18 protein-coding genes and 1 riboswitch are annotated in these 17,642 nt (G+C 56.2%); of the genes, 15 read left to right on the forward strand and 3 right to left on the reverse strand.

Annotated features, from left to right (window positions below):
• Positions 1 to 245 precede the first annotated feature (245 nt).
• Genes Q1Y74_RS02195 through Q1Y74_RS02205 form a run of 3 tightly spaced genes read right to left on the reverse strand, consistent with a single transcriptional unit; the run spans position 246 to position 2,482 of the window.
• Positions 246 to 788 carry a ParB/RepB/Spo0J family partition protein gene (locus tag Q1Y74_RS02195; RefSeq protein ID WP_300812074.1) on the reverse strand — a complete coding sequence of 181 codons (543 nt, stop codon included), beginning with the start codon at positions 786 to 788 and terminating at the stop codon, positions 246 to 248.
• Complete coding sequence (locus Q1Y74_RS02200) at positions 785 to 2,074, reverse strand: DUF3440 domain-containing protein (RefSeq protein ID WP_300812075.1); 1,290 nt, start codon at positions 2,072 to 2,074, stop codon at positions 785 to 787. Before Q1Y74_RS02200 ends, Q1Y74_RS02195 begins: the two co-directional genes overlap by 4 nt.
• Positions 2,075 to 2,080: 6 nt before the next feature.
• Complete coding sequence (locus tag Q1Y74_RS02205) at positions 2,081 to 2,482, reverse strand: hypothetical protein (protein ID WP_300812076.1); 402 nt, start codon at positions 2,480 to 2,482, stop codon at positions 2,081 to 2,083.
• A 216-nt stretch (positions 2,483 to 2,698) separates the two neighbouring features.
• A riboswitch (TPP riboswitch) is annotated at positions 2,699 to 2,795 on the forward strand.
• Positions 2,796 to 2,854: 59 nt separating this feature from the next.
• Between Q1Y74_RS02205 and thiS the strand changes: the two genes are divergently transcribed.
• From thiS to Q1Y74_RS02280, 15 genes are all read left to right on the forward strand, one after another.
• Positions 2,855 to 3,055, forward strand: coding sequence for a sulfur carrier protein ThiS (thiS, locus tag Q1Y74_RS02210; protein WP_300812077.1), 201 nt, complete (start codon positions 2,855 to 2,857; stop codon positions 3,053 to 3,055).
• 4 nt (positions 3,056 to 3,059) lie between these two features.
• Positions 3,060 to 3,674, forward strand: a complete 615-nt coding sequence (locus Q1Y74_RS02215) for a thiamine phosphate synthase (RefSeq protein WP_300812078.1) — start codon at positions 3,060 to 3,062, stop codon at positions 3,672 to 3,674.
• A gap of 32 nt (positions 3,675 to 3,706) precedes the next feature.
• A complete protein-coding gene (locus tag Q1Y74_RS02220; protein WP_300812079.1) occupies positions 3,707 to 4,483 on the forward strand; it encodes a thiazole synthase in 777 nt (258 codons plus the stop codon).
• 17 nt (positions 4,484 to 4,500) lie between these two features.
• On the forward strand, positions 4,501 to 6,189 hold the full coding sequence (gene thiC, locus Q1Y74_RS02225) for a phosphomethylpyrimidine synthase ThiC (protein WP_300812080.1): 1,689 nt from the start codon (positions 4,501 to 4,503) through the stop codon (positions 6,187 to 6,189).
• A 34-nt stretch (positions 6,190 to 6,223) separates the two neighbouring features.
• A complete protein-coding gene (locus tag Q1Y74_RS02230; protein WP_300812081.1) occupies positions 6,224 to 6,577 on the forward strand; it encodes a four helix bundle protein in 354 nt (117 codons plus the stop codon).
• Between the two features lie 84 nt (positions 6,578 to 6,661).
• Positions 6,662 to 7,798: a 2-iminoacetate synthase ThiH gene (gene thiH / locus Q1Y74_RS02235; protein WP_300812082.1), complete on the forward strand. Its 1,137-nt coding sequence runs from the start codon at positions 6,662 to 6,664 to the stop codon at positions 7,796 to 7,798.
• A complete protein-coding gene (locus Q1Y74_RS02240) occupies positions 7,795 to 8,499 on the forward strand; it encodes a HesA/MoeB/ThiF family protein (RefSeq protein WP_300812083.1) in 705 nt (234 codons plus the stop codon). Before thiH ends, Q1Y74_RS02240 begins: the two co-directional genes overlap by 4 nt.
• A 13-nt stretch (positions 8,500 to 8,512) precedes the next feature.
• Positions 8,513 to 9,109: a thiamine phosphate synthase gene (locus tag Q1Y74_RS02245; protein ID WP_300812084.1), complete on the forward strand. Its 597-nt coding sequence runs from the start codon at positions 8,513 to 8,515 to the stop codon at positions 9,107 to 9,109.
• 1 nt (position 9,110) lies between these two features.
• Complete coding sequence (gene thiD, locus Q1Y74_RS02250) at positions 9,111 to 9,920, forward strand: bifunctional hydroxymethylpyrimidine kinase/phosphomethylpyrimidine kinase (RefSeq protein ID WP_300812085.1); 810 nt, start codon at positions 9,111 to 9,113, stop codon at positions 9,918 to 9,920.
• A 449-nt stretch (positions 9,921 to 10,369) separates the two neighbouring features.
• On the forward strand, positions 10,370 to 11,491 hold the full coding sequence (locus Q1Y74_RS02255; RefSeq protein WP_300812086.1) for a DUF362 domain-containing protein: 1,122 nt from the start codon (positions 10,370 to 10,372) through the stop codon (positions 11,489 to 11,491).
• Positions 11,492 to 11,496: 5 nt separating this feature from the next.
• Positions 11,497 to 12,003: an ECF transporter S component gene (locus tag Q1Y74_RS02260; protein WP_300812087.1), complete on the forward strand. Its 507-nt coding sequence runs from the start codon at positions 11,497 to 11,499 to the stop codon at positions 12,001 to 12,003.
• Between the two features lie 42 nt (positions 12,004 to 12,045).
• Positions 12,046 to 13,743 carry an alpha-amylase family glycosyl hydrolase gene (locus Q1Y74_RS02265; RefSeq protein ID WP_300812088.1) on the forward strand — a complete coding sequence of 566 codons (1,698 nt, stop codon included), beginning with the start codon at positions 12,046 to 12,048 and terminating at the stop codon, positions 13,741 to 13,743.
• A 431-nt stretch (positions 13,744 to 14,174) separates the two neighbouring features.
• Entirely contained in the window at positions 14,175 to 14,840 is a 666-nt protein-coding gene (locus Q1Y74_RS02270) for a DUF2461 domain-containing protein (RefSeq protein WP_300812089.1), read from the forward strand.
• Positions 14,841 to 14,881: 41 nt separating this feature from the next.
• Positions 14,882 to 15,325, forward strand: a complete 444-nt coding sequence (locus tag Q1Y74_RS02275) for a YhcH/YjgK/YiaL family protein (protein WP_300812090.1) — start codon at positions 14,882 to 14,884, stop codon at positions 15,323 to 15,325.
• A 28-nt stretch (positions 15,326 to 15,353) separates the two neighbouring features.
• Complete coding sequence (locus Q1Y74_RS02280; RefSeq protein ID WP_300812091.1) at positions 15,354 to 17,363, forward strand: alpha amylase C-terminal domain-containing protein; 2,010 nt, start codon at positions 15,354 to 15,356, stop codon at positions 17,361 to 17,363.
• The last annotated feature ends 279 nt before the right edge of the window (positions 17,364 to 17,642 follow it).

A 17,642-nucleotide genomic window follows, 5' to 3' on the forward strand; every position in this document is an offset into this window, starting at 1 on the left:
CAATCCGACAACACATCAGAATACGAGTTTCAGCAGGGAGGCCAGCCTTTGTAAGCATTTTTATTCCATTGTCGTTGGAATAGCCATTCGAAAGGCTTTCGAATGGCTATTCGATAGCCTGTCGAATACATATTCGAAGGGGTTTGGAATATCCGTTCGATTTACTTTTCAAAACGGCCGCTTCCCGCCGAGACCCGCCTGCCGGATTGGCGCTGCCTCCTCCGCCTGTTCTGCCACAGGCTATCTCATATATCTTCTTCCAGCGGCATGTATTCGGTGCCCTTGTCCGGTATGCTGAAGTCCTTGTTGGCAAACAAATCCGCCAGTCCCGACACTTGTTTCAGCCGAAGCAGTTCGTCACGATCCATTCCGATATGTTTCATAATCCATTGGTCGGACATACCGGCCTTATCCAATTCGGCCACGATGTTGCACATCAATTCAATGTTGTGTGTGCCACGTGCTCTGTTGTGGCGGATGGTGGAAGCCATACGGTTGGACAAATCCTTCTCTATTACCACTACCGGCAGCAGCCCCTTTTCGCGCTCGAACACCCGCTTGGAGGTTTTCATTACCTGGTAGCGGTGGTAGCCGTCCACCAGAATGTAGGTATCGGTCTCGGCGTCGTAATAGCAGACACAAGGCATCGTGAAACCGTCTTCCCAGATGGAGAGTTCCAACAACCGCATTTCGGGCGGAGCAACCACATTGGGGTTATAATCGTTAGCCTGTACTTTTTCTATCGGTACGGCCTTCACATTGTATACCGGACTTTGAGTTTCATTCATAACATCATATTTTTATATTGTTCCATTATTTTATTGCGTTTGCGCACTTCTTCCTTGTTCAGTGCAAAGCCCATGTACTTGCAGGCATGATCGTTCTTCAGGATGCAGATACACATGCGCTTGTAAGTAGGAATTTCACGAAATTCGGGGATGTCGATATCATCCAGATACTCCATTCTCACGGGCTTCTTGTTCGTCTTGTAATTGCTGCTCTCCATAACGTCTATGCTGACCCCGGCATCCCTCAGCCGCTGGATGGTCACGTCACTGAGGCATCCGCCTCGGGTTCGCCAGAATTCCTTGCTTACAGTCAGTTTCCGCAGATAGTTGCGTCTTGTCTGTTCAGGCAGGGTAGAAAGCAGAAACTGCATAAACTCCTTCCATGTATAGCCTTGCGGCAGATGAATGCTTTGCCATCCCATGACATGTGTTCCTCCGTAGATTCCCGTAAAATTGACTCCGTTAACACGCCCTATCATCTTACCCCAAGTGTTGGGATCTATTGCCTTATATAGCGCGAGGCTCTCAATTGCCTCACCCAGAAAGGGACTGGCCACCCGCTGACGCTCCAGATTGACACCAGCCTTGTAATAAAGGTCGTAAAGGCGATTGTAATCAAAACCGAATTTCCCGTTGGCTGTCCACACATCTGTTGTCCTCCAGTCATAGAGTGGATAAACATTAAAAATATCATTCCCAATCCTCGAAGTCCATCGGTAATTGTGATACATCTGGAATTTTCGGTTCAGATGAATGCAACGCCAACGGTTCAGACTCTCCTGAGTCCGGATACCAATCAGAAAACATGAACGTACGGCATCTTTACGTTCATGCAACCACTTGGCAAAGTACATCTGAAATTCATAATCCCACATATTTTCATAATAGAAAGGGAAATCGTCTTTGGTGTAACTGCCCGCAGGCATCTGCCGTACCCAGATGTCCTTCATCTTCTCATCCCACGGACGCCAGAAACTCTGATACATGGACGTACAGGTTGAAACCCTGAAAGGCACGCAGATGCGATACACTTCCAAAATATCCTTGTTGGCTTCCAGAATGCGGTCAACAAAATCAATGGTCAGGCTGTATTGAATTTCGTAGTCCATGTGGAACACACAGATTTTCCGATTCAAATGGTTTCTCCTTATATAATCAATGCACAGGTTCAGCAGCAATCCGCTGTCCTTACCTCCTGAAAACGACACACAGATATTGTCAAAATCTCTAAATATCATTGCTATACGCTCCTGCGCCAGTTCATATACATTCTTGTTGTTCTTCATTCGGGTCTATTTTTTATTGATTTTCTTCATTCGGACATAACGCGTCCATTCCTTCTCTACGGAGAACTCCAGCTCCTTGAACGCAGGAACATCTTCCAGCAACACGACCGCAGCCAGCGTAGTATCGTCTTTTACATCGTCCGAAATTTTCTCCAGCAAAGCCTTCAGCACACACACAGACTTATTTTCAATATAATAGTTGTTGACGACATACTCGTTCTTTTTCTTCTCCAGGGGAACGAATCCCTGGACATGCCCGTCCGTTCCAGCAATGTACCACACATAATTTTCCGCTGTACGGAAAGGGAAGTTGTTGTTCTGCTTCAACACCTTCGGGTTCATCACCAAGGGCCCCACCAAAGGATAGAGCCGCTCGTCTGTACCGCCCAATTTCATTATCTCCATCATAACTCTTTTGCGTTTTACGGGTTCTAAAAGTAAGGCTTTTCAGGCTTGCATTCGCATTTCCTTAGTCAAAATTAACATAAGAGGCCACAGTCTGCAACAGTTTCCATACACGACGCCCCCGTTCCTTACGTTCATCCAAGGTGTTTGCCTGGACAAGGACGACTCATTTATTAATAATTAACTCTTATTTCCAGAGAATTGCCTTACCTTTGCTACCGTAAAACAAAGGGGTGCCCTACCCGTCGGGCTGAGATCATACCCTACGAACCTGATACGGATAATTCCGGCGAAGGGATTTGTTGACAGACCACCTGCCTGCCCCATTCGGGGAAGCCTTCCTTTGGTTTACATCCCAACAAAAACGAACGTCTTATGAAACTGACCGTAAACAACCAAGAGACTGAACTGGCCGTAGGTGGAACGCTGCTCCAACTGGCCGAGCAACTGCAACTGCCTCCTCAAGGAGTGGCCATCGCCGTAAACAACCGCATGATACCCCGTCCGCAATGGGATGGACATGTTCTCCAGGAGGGCGACCGCCTGGTCATCATCAAAGCTGCTTGTGGAGGATAAGGCCATGCTAAAACTACAGTTCATTACTCATCAGACAGAGAAATACTCCTACTTCGAATCGGCCTGCATGGCGCTGGAGGGTGGATGCAAGTGGATTCAGCTGCGCATGAAGGACGCCCCGCTGGACGAAGTGGAGCAGGTAGCTTTGCAACTGAAGCCTTTGTGCAAGCAGCACGACGCGATACTGGTGCTGGACGACCATGTGGAGCTGGTCCGCAAGCTGGAAGTGGACGGCGTACACCTGGGCAAACTGGACATGCCTATCCGTGAGGCCCGCCAGCTTTTGGGCGAAGGATTCATCATCGGCGGCACGGCCAACACGATAGACGATGTACGAGCCCACTACGAAGCCGGGGCCGACTACATCGGCTGCGGCCCATTCCGCTTTACCACCACAAAGAAGAACCTCAGCCCCGTGCTGGGACTGGAGGGATACCGCAACATCATCCGCTGCATGGAGGAAGAAGGCATCGACCTGCCGCTGGTAGCCATCGGAGGCATCACCCGCGACGACATCCCCGCCCTGCTCGAAACAGGAGTGGACGGCATTGCTTTGAGCGGCACCATCCTGCGGGCCGAAGACCCCGTGGAAGAGACCCGAAGGCTGCTAAACATTTAAACGGAATCAATCACATATATAATATAGGTAATATGGAGAAATTAGTCATTGCCGGACGCGAGTTCAGCTCACGCCTCTTTTTGGGCACCGGCAAGTTCAACTCAAACGAAGTGATGGAGCAGTCCATCCTGGCATCGGGCACGGAAATGGTGACCGTAGCCATGAAACGCATCGAACTGGGAGACAAGGAAGACGACATGCTGCGTCACATTGTCCACCCGAACATCCAGCTGCTGCCCAACACCAGCGGCGTGCGCAATGCCGAAGAGGCCGTGTTTGCCGCACAGATGGCACGCGAGGCTTTCGGCACCAACTGGCTGAAACTGGAGATACACCCCGACCCGCGCTACCTGCTGCCCGACTCGGTAGAGACCCTGAAGGCTACGGAGCAGCTGGTGAAGCTGGGCTTCGTGGTCCTGCCCTACTGCCAGGCCGACCCAACGCTGTGCAAGCACCTGGAGGAAGCGGGCGCGGCTACCGTGATGCCGCTGGGCGCCCCCATCGGCACCAATAAAGGATTGCAGACGCGCGACTTCCTGCGCATCATCATCGAGCAGGCCAACGTGCCGGTCGTGGTGGATGCGGGCATCGGAGCCCCCAGCCATGCCGCCGAGGCCATGGAGATGGGCGCATCGGCCTGCCTGGTGAATACTGCCATTGCCGTGGCCGGCAACCCTGTGGAGATGGCAGTGGCCTTCAAGGAAGCCGTCATTGCCGGACGCCGCGCCTACGAAGCCGGCCTGGGTACGCAATCCGACAACCTGGTGGCCGAAGCCAGCTCGCCCCTCACCAGTTTCCTCAATGAATAACCCCTCAAACATTAACTATGAACCAACGAATCAAATTCTCCCGCTCAGAGAAAGTCTACATGCCGGGAACCATCTTCCCCGATATCCGCGTTGCCATGCGCAAAGTGGAGCAGGTGCCCAGCACCACCTTCGTGAACGGCGAAAAAGTCATTACCCCCAACCCCGACGTCTACGTCTACGACACGAGCGGCCCCTTCAGCGACCCGCAGATTGAGGTAGACCTGAAGAAAGGCCTTCCCCGCCTGCGCGAGGAGTGGATTGTGAAACGGGGCGACGTGGAGCAGCTGGCCGAGGTGACCTCCGAATACGGACGGATGCGCCGCGACGACCGCTCGCTCGACCACCTGCGCTTCGAGCACATCGCCCTGCCTTACCGGGCCAAAGCCGGCCGCTGCTGCACGCAGATGTACTACGCCAAGCAGGGCATCATCACGCCGGAGATGGAGTACGTGGCCATCCGCGAGAACATGAACTGCCGCGAGCTGGGCATCGACACCTACATCACGCCCGAGTTCGTCCGCCAGGAGATAGCCGAAGGGCGCGCCGTGCTGCCTGCCAACATCAACCACCCCGAGGCAGAGCCCATGATTATCGGGCGCAACTTCCTGGTGAAAATCAACACCAACATCGGCAACTCGGCCACCACGTCCAGCATCGACGAGGAAGTGGAGAAGGCCCTGTGGAGCTGCAAGTGGGGAGGCGACACGCTGATGGACCTCTCAACGGGCGAGAACATCCACGAGACGCGCGAATGGATTGTGCGCAACTGCCCCGTGCCCGTGGGCACCGTGCCCATCTACCAGGCGCTGGAGAAGGTGGACGGACGGGTGGAAGACCTCACGTGGGAAATCTACCGCGACACCCTCATCGAGCAGTGCGAGCAGGGCGTGGACTACTTCACCATCCATGCGGGCATCCGCCGCCACAACGTCCACCTGGCCGACAAGCGCCTGTGCGGCATCGTCAGCCGCGGCGGCAGCATCATGAGCAAGTGGTGCCTGGTACACGACCGCGAGTCGTTCCTCTACGAGCACTTCGACGACATCTGCGACATCCTGGCCCAGTATGACGTGGCCATCTCGCTGGGCGACGGCCTGCGCCCCGGCTGCATCCAGGACGCCAACGACGAGGCCCAGTTTGCCGAACTGGACACAATGGGCGAGCTGGTGGTGCGTGCCTGGGAGAAGAACGTGCAGGCGTTCATCGAAGGCCCCGGCCACGTGCCCATGCACAAAATCAGGGAGAACATGGAGCGACAGATAGAGAAGTGCCACAACGCGCCTTTCTATACCCTGGGCCCCATCGTCACCGACATCGCACCGGGCTACGACCACATCACCTCGGCCATCGGCGCCGCGCAGATAGGCTGGCTGGGCACGGCCATGCTGTGCTACGTGACGCCCAAGGAGCACCTGGCCCTGCCGGACAAGGAGGATGTGCGTGTGGGCGTGGTGACCTACAAGATTGCCGCCCATGCCGCCGACCTGGCCAAGGGACATCCCGGAGCGCAGGTGCGCGACAATGCCCTGAGCAAGGCCCGCTACGAGTTCCGCTGGAAAGACCAGTTCGACCTCTCGCTCGACTCGGAGCGCGCCCAGAGCTACTTCCGTGCCGGACGCCACATCGACGGCGAGTACTGCACCATGTGCGGACCCAACTTCTGCGCGATGAAACTCAGCAGAGACTTGAAGAAAGTGAATAGATAATAATTAAAAGTTAAAAACGGGGAAGGAATGCAAGATGAACAACAGCATCACCGAACAAAAAGCAGTGCAGTTTGCGCTACGCATCATCAAAGCCTACCAATTCCTGACGAAAGAAAAGAACGAGTTCGTCTTGTCCAAGCAGTTGCTGCGCAGTGGGACGGCCATTGGCGCCCTGGTCAAGGAAGCCGAATTTGCCGAAAGCCGAAACGACTTTATCCACAAGCTGCACATTGCGCTAAAGGAAGCCAATGAGACGGCTTATTGGCTGCTGCTGTTATCGGAATCAGGCTATATTGTCCCGACAGTCTACCAATCCATCCAATCGGATTGCAAGGAGCTTATCAGACTGCTGGTAAGCATCATCAAGACCTGCAAGGCTAACCCCTGACATCCTTTTCCGCTTTTAGCCTCACATTATTAACCCCGTCACCGGACACTATTAACTATTATCTTTTAACTATTAACTGAAAACATGTTTAGCGAAGAATTAGAAAAGATAAGCTGGGACGAAACCACCGCACGCATCGCGGCCAAGACCGAGGCCGACGTGCGACGCGCCCTGAGCAAAGAGCATTGCGACGTGGACGACTTCATGGCGCTCATCTCGCCGGCCGCCGAGCCTTATCTGGAGACCATGGCACGGCTCAGCCGCAAGTACACCGAGGAACGCTTCGGACGTACCGTCTCCATGTTCATCCCCCTCTACATCACCAACTCGTGCACCAACTCGTGCGTCTACTGCGGCTTCCACATCAGCAACCCCATGAAGCGCACCATCCTGACGGAGGAGGAAATCGTGAACGAATACAAGGCCATCAAGAAACTGGCGCCCTTCGAGAACCTGCTGCTGGTCACCGGCGAGAACCCCGCCAAGGCGGGCGTGCCCTACATAGCCCGCGCCCTCGACCTGGCAAAGCCCTACTTCTCCAACCTGAAGATTGAGGTGATGCCCCTCAAGACCGAGGAGTACGCCGAACTGGTGAAGCACGGCATGAACGGCGTCATCTGCTTCCAGGAGACCTACAACAAGGCCCACTACAACATCTACCACCCGCGCGGCATGAAGTCCAAGTTCGAGTGGCGCGTCAACGGCTTCGACCGCATGGGGCAGGCCGGCGTACACTCCATCGGCATGGGCGTGCTCATCGGCCTGGAGAAGGAGTGGCGGACGGACATCACCCTGATGGCCTACCACCTGCGCTACCTCCAGAAGCACTACTGGAAGACGAAGTACAGCGTCAACTTCCCCCGCATGCGCCCCGCGGAGAACGAGGGCTTCCAGCCAAACGTCATCATGAGCGACCGCGAACTGGCGCAGGTGACCTTCGCCATGCGCATCTTCGACCACGACGTGGACATCTCCTACTCCACCCGCGAGCCGGCCCACATCCGCGACCACATGGCCACGCTGGGCGTGACCACCATGAGCGCCGAGAGCAAGACCGAGCCCGGAGGCTACTACAGCTACCCGCAGGCGCTGGAGCAGTTCCACGTGAGCGACGAGCGCAAGGCCACCGAGGTGGACGCCGCCCTGAAGAGCCTGGGACGCGAGCCCGTCTGGAAGGACTGGGACGCCAGCTTCGACCTGATGAAACCCAAGGCCCAATGAGCGCGGCGGAACGATATGCCCGGCAGACCTCCCTGCCCGAGCTGGGCCGGGAGGGACAGGACAGGCTGCGCCGGACGCGCGTGCTCGTGGTGGGCGTGGGCGGACTGGGCTCGCCCCTGGCCCTCTACCTGGCCGGAGCGGGCGTGGGCACGCTGGGACTGGTGGACGCCGACACGGTGAGCGTCAGCAACCTGCAGCGCCAGATACTCTACACCGAGGCCGAAGTGGGGCTGCCCAAGGTGGACTGCGCCGCCCGCCGCCTGCGCGCCCTGAACAGCGACGTCTGCATCGAACCCCACCCTTGCCGCCTCGACGCGGACAACGCCGAGGCGCTGATAGCCCGCTATGACATCGTGGCCGACGGATGCGACAACTTCGCCACGCGCTACCTGGTCAGCGACACCTGCCGCCGCCTGGGCAAGCCCTACGTCTACGGCGCCATCCGGGCCTTCGAGGGGCAGGTGGCCGTGTTCTGCCACGGGCCGCAGGCACGCACCTACCGCGACCTCTACCCCGACGAGGAGGGGATGCTGCGGATGCCCCCGCCGGACAACGCGGTGATGGGCGTCACGCCGGGCATCGTGGGCTGCGCCGAGGCCAACGAGGTGCTGAAGCTGGCCGCCGGCTACGGCGCCCCCCTCGACGGCAGGCTGTGGACCGTAGACCTGCGGACAATGGAATCGTACATACTGGACCTCTGAACCCACCCGAGCCATGAAACTCATCCTCATCACCCCTCCCCGCTTCCGCCCCGACGAGGCGCGGGAAATCGCCGCCCTCTTCCGCGCGGGGCTGGAGACCCTGCACCTGCGCAAGCCGCAGGCATCGGCCGCCGAGCTGGAAGCCCTGCTGCGCCGCCTGCCCGCCGACTGCCTGCCCCGCATCGTGCTCCACGACCACTTCGCCCTCTGCGCCGCCTACGGGCTGAAGGGCGTCCACCTGAACAGCCGCAACCCGCTGCCGCCGCAGGGCCACGCGGGCAGCGTCAGCCGTTCGTGCCACTCGCTCGACGAGGTGCGCCTCCATGCCCCCCTGTGCGACTACGTCTTCCTCAGCCCCGTCTACGACAGCATCTCCAAGGAGGGCTATGGCGCCGCCTTCACCCCCGACGTCCTGCGCCGCGCCCGCGCCGAGGGCCTTATATATAATAAGGTGTACGCCCTGGGCGGAGTCGGCCTGGAGCAGCTGCCCGAGGTACATGCCCTCGGCTTCGGAGGCGCGGCCGTGCTGGGCGACGTGTGGCAGCGGGAGCCGCAGGAGCTGGTGTCCCACTTTGAGAAACTGAAACAGACTGCAGACAAACTGATATGACATGAAAGACATTCCCGTCATCCTCTCCATTGCCGGCTCCGACAGCTCGTGCGGCGCAGGCATCCAGGCCGACCTGAAGACCATCTCCGCCCTGGGCGGATATGCCGCCACGGCCGTCACCGCCGTCACGGCGCAGAACACCCTCGGCGTGCAGGCCGTCTATCCGCTGCCGGCCGAGGTCGTCGGCCGCCAGATAGACTCCGTGATGGACGACCTCGCACCCCGTGCCGTGAAGATAGGCATGGTGAACGACACGCCCACCGTCCGCGCCATCGCCGCCAGCCTGGAGGCACGGCCCGCGCTGCCGCCCGTGGTCTACGACCCCGTCATGGTGTCCACCAGCGGCCGCCGGCTGATGTCCGAAGAGGCCGTCTCCACCGTGCTTGCCCGCCTCTTCCCCCTCTGCACCCTGATTACGCCCAACCTGGACGAGACCCGCCTGCTCTGCGGGCGCGACGTGCGGACGGTGGACGGGATGCGTGAGGCCGCCCGCGAGCTGGCCACCCGCTTCGGCACCGCCGTCCTCGTCAAGGGCGGACACCTGGAGGGCGACGACATGTGCGACGTGCTCTGCTCCGGCGCCGACATCCGCCTCTACCGCCAGCCGCGCATCGCCAGCCGCAACCTGCACGGCACCGGCTGCACCCTCTCCTCCGCCATCGCCACCTTCCTGGCCCGACGGCTCACGCCCCCCGAGGCCGTGGAGCGCGCCAAGCAGTACATGGCCCGCTGCATCGAGGCGGGCAGCCTGCTCCGCATCGGCCACGGCAACGGACCCCTCTGGCACTTCCCCGACCCGTCGGACGGCTGACGGCCTCCGGCAGGCCGTTTTCCCGCCCGCAGGCGGAGAGCCGCCCCCCGCAAAACGAAAGGCCACCTTTCACCGTCCCAAAGGCCACCTTTCACTGTCCCAAAGGCCACCTTTCACTGTCCCAAAGGCCACCTTTCACTATCCCAAAGGCCACCTTTCACTATCCCAAAGGCCACCTTTCACTGTCCAAAAGGCCACCTTTTGAAATCCGGGAAGGCCCTTCCCGCAAAACGGGGAGGCTGGCGCCCCTCTGCGCCCGCCCCTCCCGAGGCCGCTCCCCGGGGCGGGCGGGTCCGGCCTCAGGACGGCGTGAAGTCCCGGCTGCCGGTCCGTAACCGCCGCCGCGCCGGACGCCGGGCCCATATTCCCGCAAATGTTTTCCGCCGAACATGGCGCTTTTTTAATTAAATCCGTTACATTTGCAGGGAAAAACATTAACTGATACCCGTATGGAGAAGTCAAAAGTATATTATTCAGACCTGCGCACCTCCCCGTCGTCCAACCTGCTGGACAAGATGGAGCGGCTGCTGACACGCGCCGGCATCGGCCGGCTGCCGCTGAAAGACTGCTTTACAGCCATCAAGATACACTTCGGCGAGCCGGGCAACCTGGCCTACATCCGCCCCAACTATGCCGCCCGCATGGCCGACCTGCTGCGCAAGCTGGGGGCGAAACCCTTCCTGACGGACTGCAACACGCTGTACAGCGGCCGCCGCTCCAACGCCGTAGACCACCTGGAGAGCGCCATGGAGAACGGCTTCAACCCCATCTCGGCCCGCTGCCAGGTCATCATAGCCGACGGCCTGAAGGGCACCGACTACCGGGAGATACCCCTGGGAGGCGAATACTGCCCCGCGCCGAAGATAGGCACCGCCATTGCGGACGCCGACGCCGTCATCAGCATGAACCACTTCAAGGGCCACGAGCAGGCGGGCTTCGGCGGCGCGCTGAAGAACCTGGGCATGGGCTGCGCCAGCGTGGGCGGCAAGCTGGAGCTGCACGCCTCGTCGCAGCCCAAGGTGGAGGCCGGGAACTGCATCGGCTGCAACATCTGCGTGAAGCACTGCGCCCACGACGCCATCCACCTCAACGCCGACCGCAAGGCCGAGATAGACTACACCCGCTGCGTGGGCTGCGGGCAGTGCGTGGCCCTGTGCCAGCACGATGCCGCCGTGGTCAGCGACTGGGACACGTCCGAACGGCTCAACTACAAGATAGCCGAGTACGCGCTGGCGGTGGTGAAGGACAAGCCCCACTTCCACATCAGCTTCGTCATGAACGTCTCGCCCGAGTGCGACTGCTGGAACCACAACGACGCCGCCGTGGTGCCCGACCTGGGCATGCTGGCCTCGGCCGACCCCGTGGCGCTGGACAAGGCGTGCGCCGACCTGGTGATACAGGCCCCCATCCTGCACAACGACAACGTGCTCTCCCACAACCACGGGCACGACGACCTGTGCGGATGCGACAAGTTCCACCTCATGCACCCCGACACCGACTGGCTGGCGGGCCTGCGCCACGCCGAGGAAATCGGCCTGGGAACCCTGGATTATGAACTGATTAAACTATAAAGACAATGGAAACGACCCGACTCTATTCACTCCCCTTCAGCAACGTGCGCACCTACCTGTTCGCCCTGCTGTTCGTGGCGGGCAACATCGCCCTGCCCCAACTCTGCCACCTGATACCCTCCGGCGGCCCCGCATTCCTGCCCATCTACTTCTTCACCCTGATAGCGGCCTACAAGTACGGCCTGCGCGTGGGCCTGCTGACGGCCCTGCTGTCGCCCGCCGCCAACCACCTGCTGTTCGGCATGCCGGCCCTCGCCGTGCTGCCGGCCATCCTTGTCAAGTCGGGCCTGCTGGCCGCAGCCGCCGCCTTTGCCGCATACCGTGTGCGCCGAGTGACACTGGTTGCCCTGCTGGGTATCGTCCTCTTCTATCAGGTCGTTGGCACCGCCTTCGAATGGCTCCTGTGCCAAGACTTCATGCTGGCCGCCCAGGACTTCCGCGTGGGCGTTCCGGGTATGCTGATACAATGGCTGGGCGGTTATGCCGTACTGAAAGCCCTCGGCAAGAGATAAGAGATAGCGCGGACATTCATCATAACCATTGAACCACAAATTATGAGCGAAGAGAACAAACTGATCATCTATCAAGTTTTTACACGCCTGTTCGGCAACAACAAGACCGACTGCATACCCAACGGCAGCATCGCCGAGAACGGATGCGGCAAGATGTCCGACTTCACGTCAAAAGCCCTGAGCGAAATCAAGAAACTGGGAGCCACACACATCTGGTACACGGGCATCATCGAGCACGCCACACAGACAGACTACCGCCGATACAACATCCGCCCCGACCATCCGGCCATCGTCAAGGGCAAGGCAGGGTCGCCCTACGCTATCAAGGACTACTACGACGTAGACCCCGACATAGCCAAGGACATCCCCGAACGCATGAAGGAATTCGAGAACCTGGTACAACGTACGCATCGTAACGGTCTGAAAGTTATCATTGACTTCGTCCCCAACCACGTGGCACGTCAGTACCACTCCGACGCACAGCCTGACGGTACCTCACAACTGGGGGGCAACGATGACCCCGAACAGGCCTTCAGCCCTTACAACAACTTCTATTACATTCCCCGCGCCGAGCTGCAAGGCCAGTTTGACATGAAGGGAACGGCTTCCGAACCCTACCGCGAATATCCCGCCAAGGCCACGGGCAACAACCGTTTCGATGCCTATCCAAGCCCAAACGACTGGTACGAAACCGTCAAACTGAACTATGGCGTGGACTACCAGAACGGAGGAGGACGCCACTTCTCGCCCATCCCCGACACGTGGTACAAGATGCTGGACATCCTGCTCTTTTGGGCCTCCAAGCACATCGACGGTTTCCGCTGCGACATGGCGGAGATGGTGCCCGTCGAATTCTGGGAGTGGGCGGTTCCACAGGTAAAAGAGCGCTATCCGGACATCCTCTTCATCGCCGAAGTCTACAATCCTGCCGAGTACAAGAACTACCTCTTCCGCGGCAAGTTCGACTACCTCTACGACAAGGTAGGCCTGTATGATACCCTGCGCGCTGTCGTATGCCACAACGAGTCGGCCACTGCCATCAGCCGTGCCTGGCAAAGTCTGGGCGGCATCGAAAAGCGTATGCTGAACTTCCTGGAGAACCATGACGAACAGCGCATTACCTCAGACTTCTTTGCCGGAAATCCCCGTAAGGCCATCCCCGCTTTGGCAGTATCCGCCTGTATGAACACCAACCCCATGATGATTTACTTCGGGCAGGAGTTCGGCGAACCGGGCATGGACAGCGAAGGATTCAGCGGACGAGACGGGCGCACCACCATCTTCGACTACTGGAGCGTGGACACCATCCGGCGCTGGCGCAACGGTGGCAAGTTCGACGGTGCCCTCCTCAGCGAAAGCCAGAAGGAACTGTACGACCTCTATCGCCGCATACTCAACCTCTGCAACCAGGAGAAGGCCATCTCCCAAGGCCTGTTCTTCGACCTGATGTATGCCAACCTCAACGGATGGCGCTTCAACGAGCACAAACAGTACGCCTTCTTCCGCAAACACGGCCGCGAGCTGCTGCTCATTGTAGCCAACTTTGACCACATCCCGGCAGACCTTGCCATCAACATCCCCTCCCATGCCTTCAGCTACCTGGAGTTGCCGCAGATTGAACAATGCAGGTCCATTAACCTGTTGAATGGAGAAGAGGAGATGATTTCCCTGTTGCCTTACAAGGCCACGGAAACCTTCGTAGCCGAATACGGCGTAAAGATACTGAAAGTGAAATACTGATAGGTATGATGTGCCAATGCACCGTGTTTCATAATATATTCATCAATTGCAGAAGACGCAGGTACCCAGATTATCCCTCCCTTTTCCCCGGATATCTGTTGTATCTGCGTCATTTGCGCGTACGACGTTCAGCACAGCACCATTCACACATCCCCAGGCACATAAAAAAAATCCTCCCCCTTCCCGAACAATTTCCACCCCCGGTTTGTTATCTATTTGTGTTTTTCATAGTATTAGATATAAGATTAATTAAAGGGGATGTACCCGCTTGAGACAAGTAAGTATGTCCAACACACAGAAGCGTCTGTAAGATTGATAAATGTGTAAAAAGCATTGGTTTACCAAAACCGATGCTTTTTTTTCGTTCCTTTTTAGCTTGTTAGAAATATTATTTGTAAGTTTGTCAGACAATAAGATAAATGTGCATACCTATGAACATATCTATCATATTACAATTCCTAAAAGAACTGGCAGCCAACAATAACCGCGACTGGTTCAACAGCAATCGTGAACGATATGAAGCAGCACGGGCAGAATTTGAAAAATTGCTCACAGCCCTCATCACCCGCATTTCGGCGTTCGACGACAGCATAAGACACCTACAGGCCACCGACTGCACCTACCGCATCTATCGCGATACTCGCTTCAGCCAGGACAAGACCCCCTACAAGACTCACATGGGAGGCTACATCAACGCCAAAGGTAAGAAATCCTTCCATTGCGGCTATTATGTCCATCTGGAGCCAGGAAACTGCATGCTGGCCGGAGGAAGTTACTGCCTGCCATCTCCGCTGCTGAAAGCTATCCGGCAGGCCGTTTACGACAACATGGACGAATATAGAAGCATTGTCGAAGACCCCGCCTTCAGCCAATACTTCCCCATTGTGGGTGAAGACTTTCTGAAGACAGCCCCCAAAGGCTTCAAGCGCAACTACCCTTATCTGAAATACCTGCAATGCAAGGACTACACAGTAGCATGCCGTCGTCCTGACGATTTCTTTCTCACCCCTTCCTTCGTAGACCAGGCTGAAGCCGTATTCAGGCAGATGAAACGCTTCTCAGACTTCATCAACTATACAATTGATGATTTTGAATAAATAATCAGGACATAATATAATCAATTTAAACATTTAAAGCTATGATAATAGACAGATTGGAGAACATTGGGAAATACGCATCACTGTCCCCCCTGTTCGCACAAGCCATTGAATTTCTTTCATCACGCGACCTGAACGGGCTGCAAACAGGCAAAACAGAACTGGGAAAAGACTTATTTGTCAATGTCACAGAGACCCAGCCCAAGACACGTGAAGAAGCTCGGCTCGAAACACACAGAGACTTTATCGACATCCAAATTCCTCTATCGGGCACAGAAGTGATGGGCTATACACCCGCCACAGACTGTCTTCCCACCAACGCACCTTACGACAAAGACAAGGACATATCTTTTTACGAAGGAGCAGCCGAAAATTACCTTTCTGTCAAGCCCGGCATGTTTGCGATTTTCTTTCCACAGGACGCACACGCACCGGGCATTTCACCCGAAGGTGTGAAGAAAATCATCGTTAAAGTCAAAGCCTGAATATAACAACACGTATAAATTCACCCGTATGGAAACATTGAACCTAATCAAAAACGACCCTTGGCTCGAACCCTATGCAGACGCCATCACCGGGCGTCACCAACACGCCATGGACAAGGAGGCTGAATTGACCAACAACGGTAAACAAACCCTTAAGGATTTCGCTTCCGGCTACCTTTACTTCGGACTTCACCGCACGGCAGACGGATGGGTATTCCGCGAATGGGCTCCCAACGCCTCACAAATCTTCCTTATTGGAACCTTCAACGGATGGAAGCAGGAGAAAAAGTACGCCCTCAAGCGCAAAGCTAACGGTAACTGGGAAATCAAGCTCCCCTCTACGGCCATGAAGCACGGAGACCTCTATAAGCTCATGGTGTACTGGGAAGGCGGATGCGGAGAACGAATACCCGCTTGGGCAACACGAGTCGTACAGGATGACCAGACAAAAATCTTCAGCGCACAGGTATGGGACCCCGCCAAACCCTACAAAATGAAGAAGCGAGCTTTCAAGCCAAACATCAGCCCCCTGCTCATCTACGAATGCCACATCGGCATGGCGCAGAACGAGGAGAAGGTGGGCACCTATCGCGAGTTCCAGGAGAAAGTGCTCCCCCGCATCGCCAAGGACGGATATAACTGCATCCAGATTATGGCTATCCAGGAGCACCCCTACTACGGCAGTTTCGGATACCATGTATCCAGTTTCTTTGCAGCCTCTTCACGCTTCGGCACACCCGACGAACTCAAAGAGCTCATTGACACCGCTCACACTATGGGCATTGCCGTCATCATGGACATTGTACACTCACACGCCGTTAAGAACGAAGTCGAGGGGCTGGGTAACTTTGCTGGCGACCCCAACCAGTACTTTTATCCCGGCGATCGACACGAACATCCCGCATGGGATTCACTCTGCTTCGACTACGGCAAGAACGAAGTCATTCACTTTCTTCTCTCCAACTGCAAGTTCTGGATGGAAGAATACCGCTTTGATGGATTCCGCTTTGACGGCGTAACCTCCATGCTTTACTACAGCCATGGATTAGGCGAAGCCTTCTGTAACTACGGCGACTACTTCAACGGACATCAGGACGACAACGCTATCTGCTACCTTACACTGGCCAACAGACTTATACATCAAGTCAACCCACATGCCATCACCATTGCCGAAGAAGTCTCTGGAATGCCCGGACTTGCTGCCAAGTTTGAAGACGGAGGATATGGTTTCGACTATCGCATGGCCATGAACATACCCGACTATTGGATTAAGACCATCAAGGAGAAGATTGACGAAGATTGGAAACCATCCAGTATGTTCTGGGAAGTAACCAATCGACGCGCCGACGAAAAAACCATCTCCTACGCCGAAAGCCACGACCAGGCACTTGTGGGAGATAAAACCATCATCTTCCGTCTCATCGACGCTGACATGTACTGGCACATGCAGAAAGGTGACGAGAACTATACTGTGCACCGCGGTATCGCCCTCCACAAGATGATACGTCTGCTCACCTCCACCACCATTAATGGCGGATATCTCAACTTCATGGGTAACGAGTTCGGACACCCCGAGTGGATAGACTTCCCACGTGAGGGCAATGGATGGTCCTGCAAGTACGCACGCCGCCAGTGGGACCTCGTGGACAACCCCAACCTGACATACCATTATTTGGGCGACTTCGACGCAGCCATGCTACAGGTTATCAAGTCAGTACGTAACTTCCAGGATACACCCGTACAGGAAATCTGGCACAATGACGGTGACCAGATACTGGCATATATGCGCAAGGATCTCGTTTTTGTTTTCAACTTCAATCCCAGCCAATCCTTCACCGACTATGGTTTTCTCGTACCAAAGGGCTCCTACGAGGTCATCCTCAACACTGACAATCCAGCTTACGGAGGCTACGGATTCACAGATGACACCGTCAAGCACTTTACCCTTCCCGATCCTCTCTACAAGAAGGAGAAGAAAGAGTGGCTTAAGCTATACATACCCGCCCGTACCGCAGTCGTTCTAAAGAAGTGCAAGTAACAGAAAAAGCGCGGAGGTCTGTCTCCGCGCTTTTTTATGCATAAGAATTATTCAAGATGTAAACAATGATATTCTGAGGACATCATAATATTATCTAACAGAATCATATACATGGCTTAATGTATTAGTCAGCGCTCTTGCATCTTTTCAATAAGGATATTCAGTTCATGCCCCTAAATTGTAACCATTCTATTTTCCGCCTTGACATAAGTTGTTAGCCGACATATCTTTGCGCCGTAACCTTTAACAAAAATGATTATGGCAAAAGAGAAAGTAAAC

Origin of the sequence: uncultured Bacteroides sp. (genome assembly GCF_949298305.1) — a bacterium.
Taxonomy (GTDB): Bacteria; Bacteroidota; Bacteroidia; order Bacteroidales; family Bacteroidaceae; genus Bacteroides.

What these genes read in the sequence shown, in the direction of transcription:
- Q1Y74_RS02195 (WP_300812074.1), bottom strand. Translation starts at nt 788, where the DNA reads ATGAATGAAACTCAAAGTCCGGTATACAATGTGAAGGCCGTACCGATA.
- Q1Y74_RS02200 (WP_300812075.1), bottom strand. Translation starts at nt 2,074, where the DNA reads ATGAAGAACAACAAGAATGTATATGAACTGGCGCAGGAGCGTATAGCA.
- Q1Y74_RS02205 (WP_300812076.1), bottom strand. Translation starts at nt 2,482, where the DNA reads ATGATGGAGATAATGAAATTGGGCGGTACAGACGAGCGGCTCTATCCT.
- thiS (WP_300812077.1), top strand. Translation starts at nt 2,855, where the DNA reads ATGAAACTGACCGTAAACAACCAAGAGACTGAACTGGCCGTAGGTGGA.
- Q1Y74_RS02215 (WP_300812078.1), top strand. Translation starts at nt 3,060, where the DNA reads ATGCTAAAACTACAGTTCATTACTCATCAGACAGAGAAATACTCCTAC.
- Q1Y74_RS02220 (WP_300812079.1), top strand. Translation starts at nt 3,707, where the DNA reads ATGGAGAAATTAGTCATTGCCGGACGCGAGTTCAGCTCACGCCTCTTT.
- thiC (WP_300812080.1), top strand. Translation starts at nt 4,501, where the DNA reads ATGAACCAACGAATCAAATTCTCCCGCTCAGAGAAAGTCTACATGCCG.
- Q1Y74_RS02230 (WP_300812081.1), top strand. Translation starts at nt 6,224, where the DNA reads ATGAACAACAGCATCACCGAACAAAAAGCAGTGCAGTTTGCGCTACGC.
- thiH (WP_300812082.1), top strand. Translation starts at nt 6,662, where the DNA reads ATGTTTAGCGAAGAATTAGAAAAGATAAGCTGGGACGAAACCACCGCA.
- Q1Y74_RS02240 (WP_300812083.1), top strand. Translation starts at nt 7,795, where the DNA reads ATGAGCGCGGCGGAACGATATGCCCGGCAGACCTCCCTGCCCGAGCTG.
- Q1Y74_RS02245 (WP_300812084.1), top strand. Translation starts at nt 8,513, where the DNA reads ATGAAACTCATCCTCATCACCCCTCCCCGCTTCCGCCCCGACGAGGCG.
- thiD (WP_300812085.1), top strand. Translation starts at nt 9,111, where the DNA reads ATGAAAGACATTCCCGTCATCCTCTCCATTGCCGGCTCCGACAGCTCG.
- Q1Y74_RS02255 (WP_300812086.1), top strand. Translation starts at nt 10,370, where the DNA reads ATGGAGAAGTCAAAAGTATATTATTCAGACCTGCGCACCTCCCCGTCG.
- Q1Y74_RS02260 (WP_300812087.1), top strand. Translation starts at nt 11,497, where the DNA reads ATGGAAACGACCCGACTCTATTCACTCCCCTTCAGCAACGTGCGCACC.
- Q1Y74_RS02265 (WP_300812088.1), top strand. Translation starts at nt 12,046, where the DNA reads ATGAGCGAAGAGAACAAACTGATCATCTATCAAGTTTTTACACGCCTG.
- Q1Y74_RS02270 (WP_300812089.1), top strand. Translation starts at nt 14,175, where the DNA reads ATGAACATATCTATCATATTACAATTCCTAAAAGAACTGGCAGCCAAC.
- Q1Y74_RS02275 (WP_300812090.1), top strand. Translation starts at nt 14,882, where the DNA reads ATGATAATAGACAGATTGGAGAACATTGGGAAATACGCATCACTGTCC.
- Q1Y74_RS02280 (WP_300812091.1), top strand. Translation starts at nt 15,354, where the DNA reads ATGGAAACATTGAACCTAATCAAAAACGACCCTTGGCTCGAACCCTAT.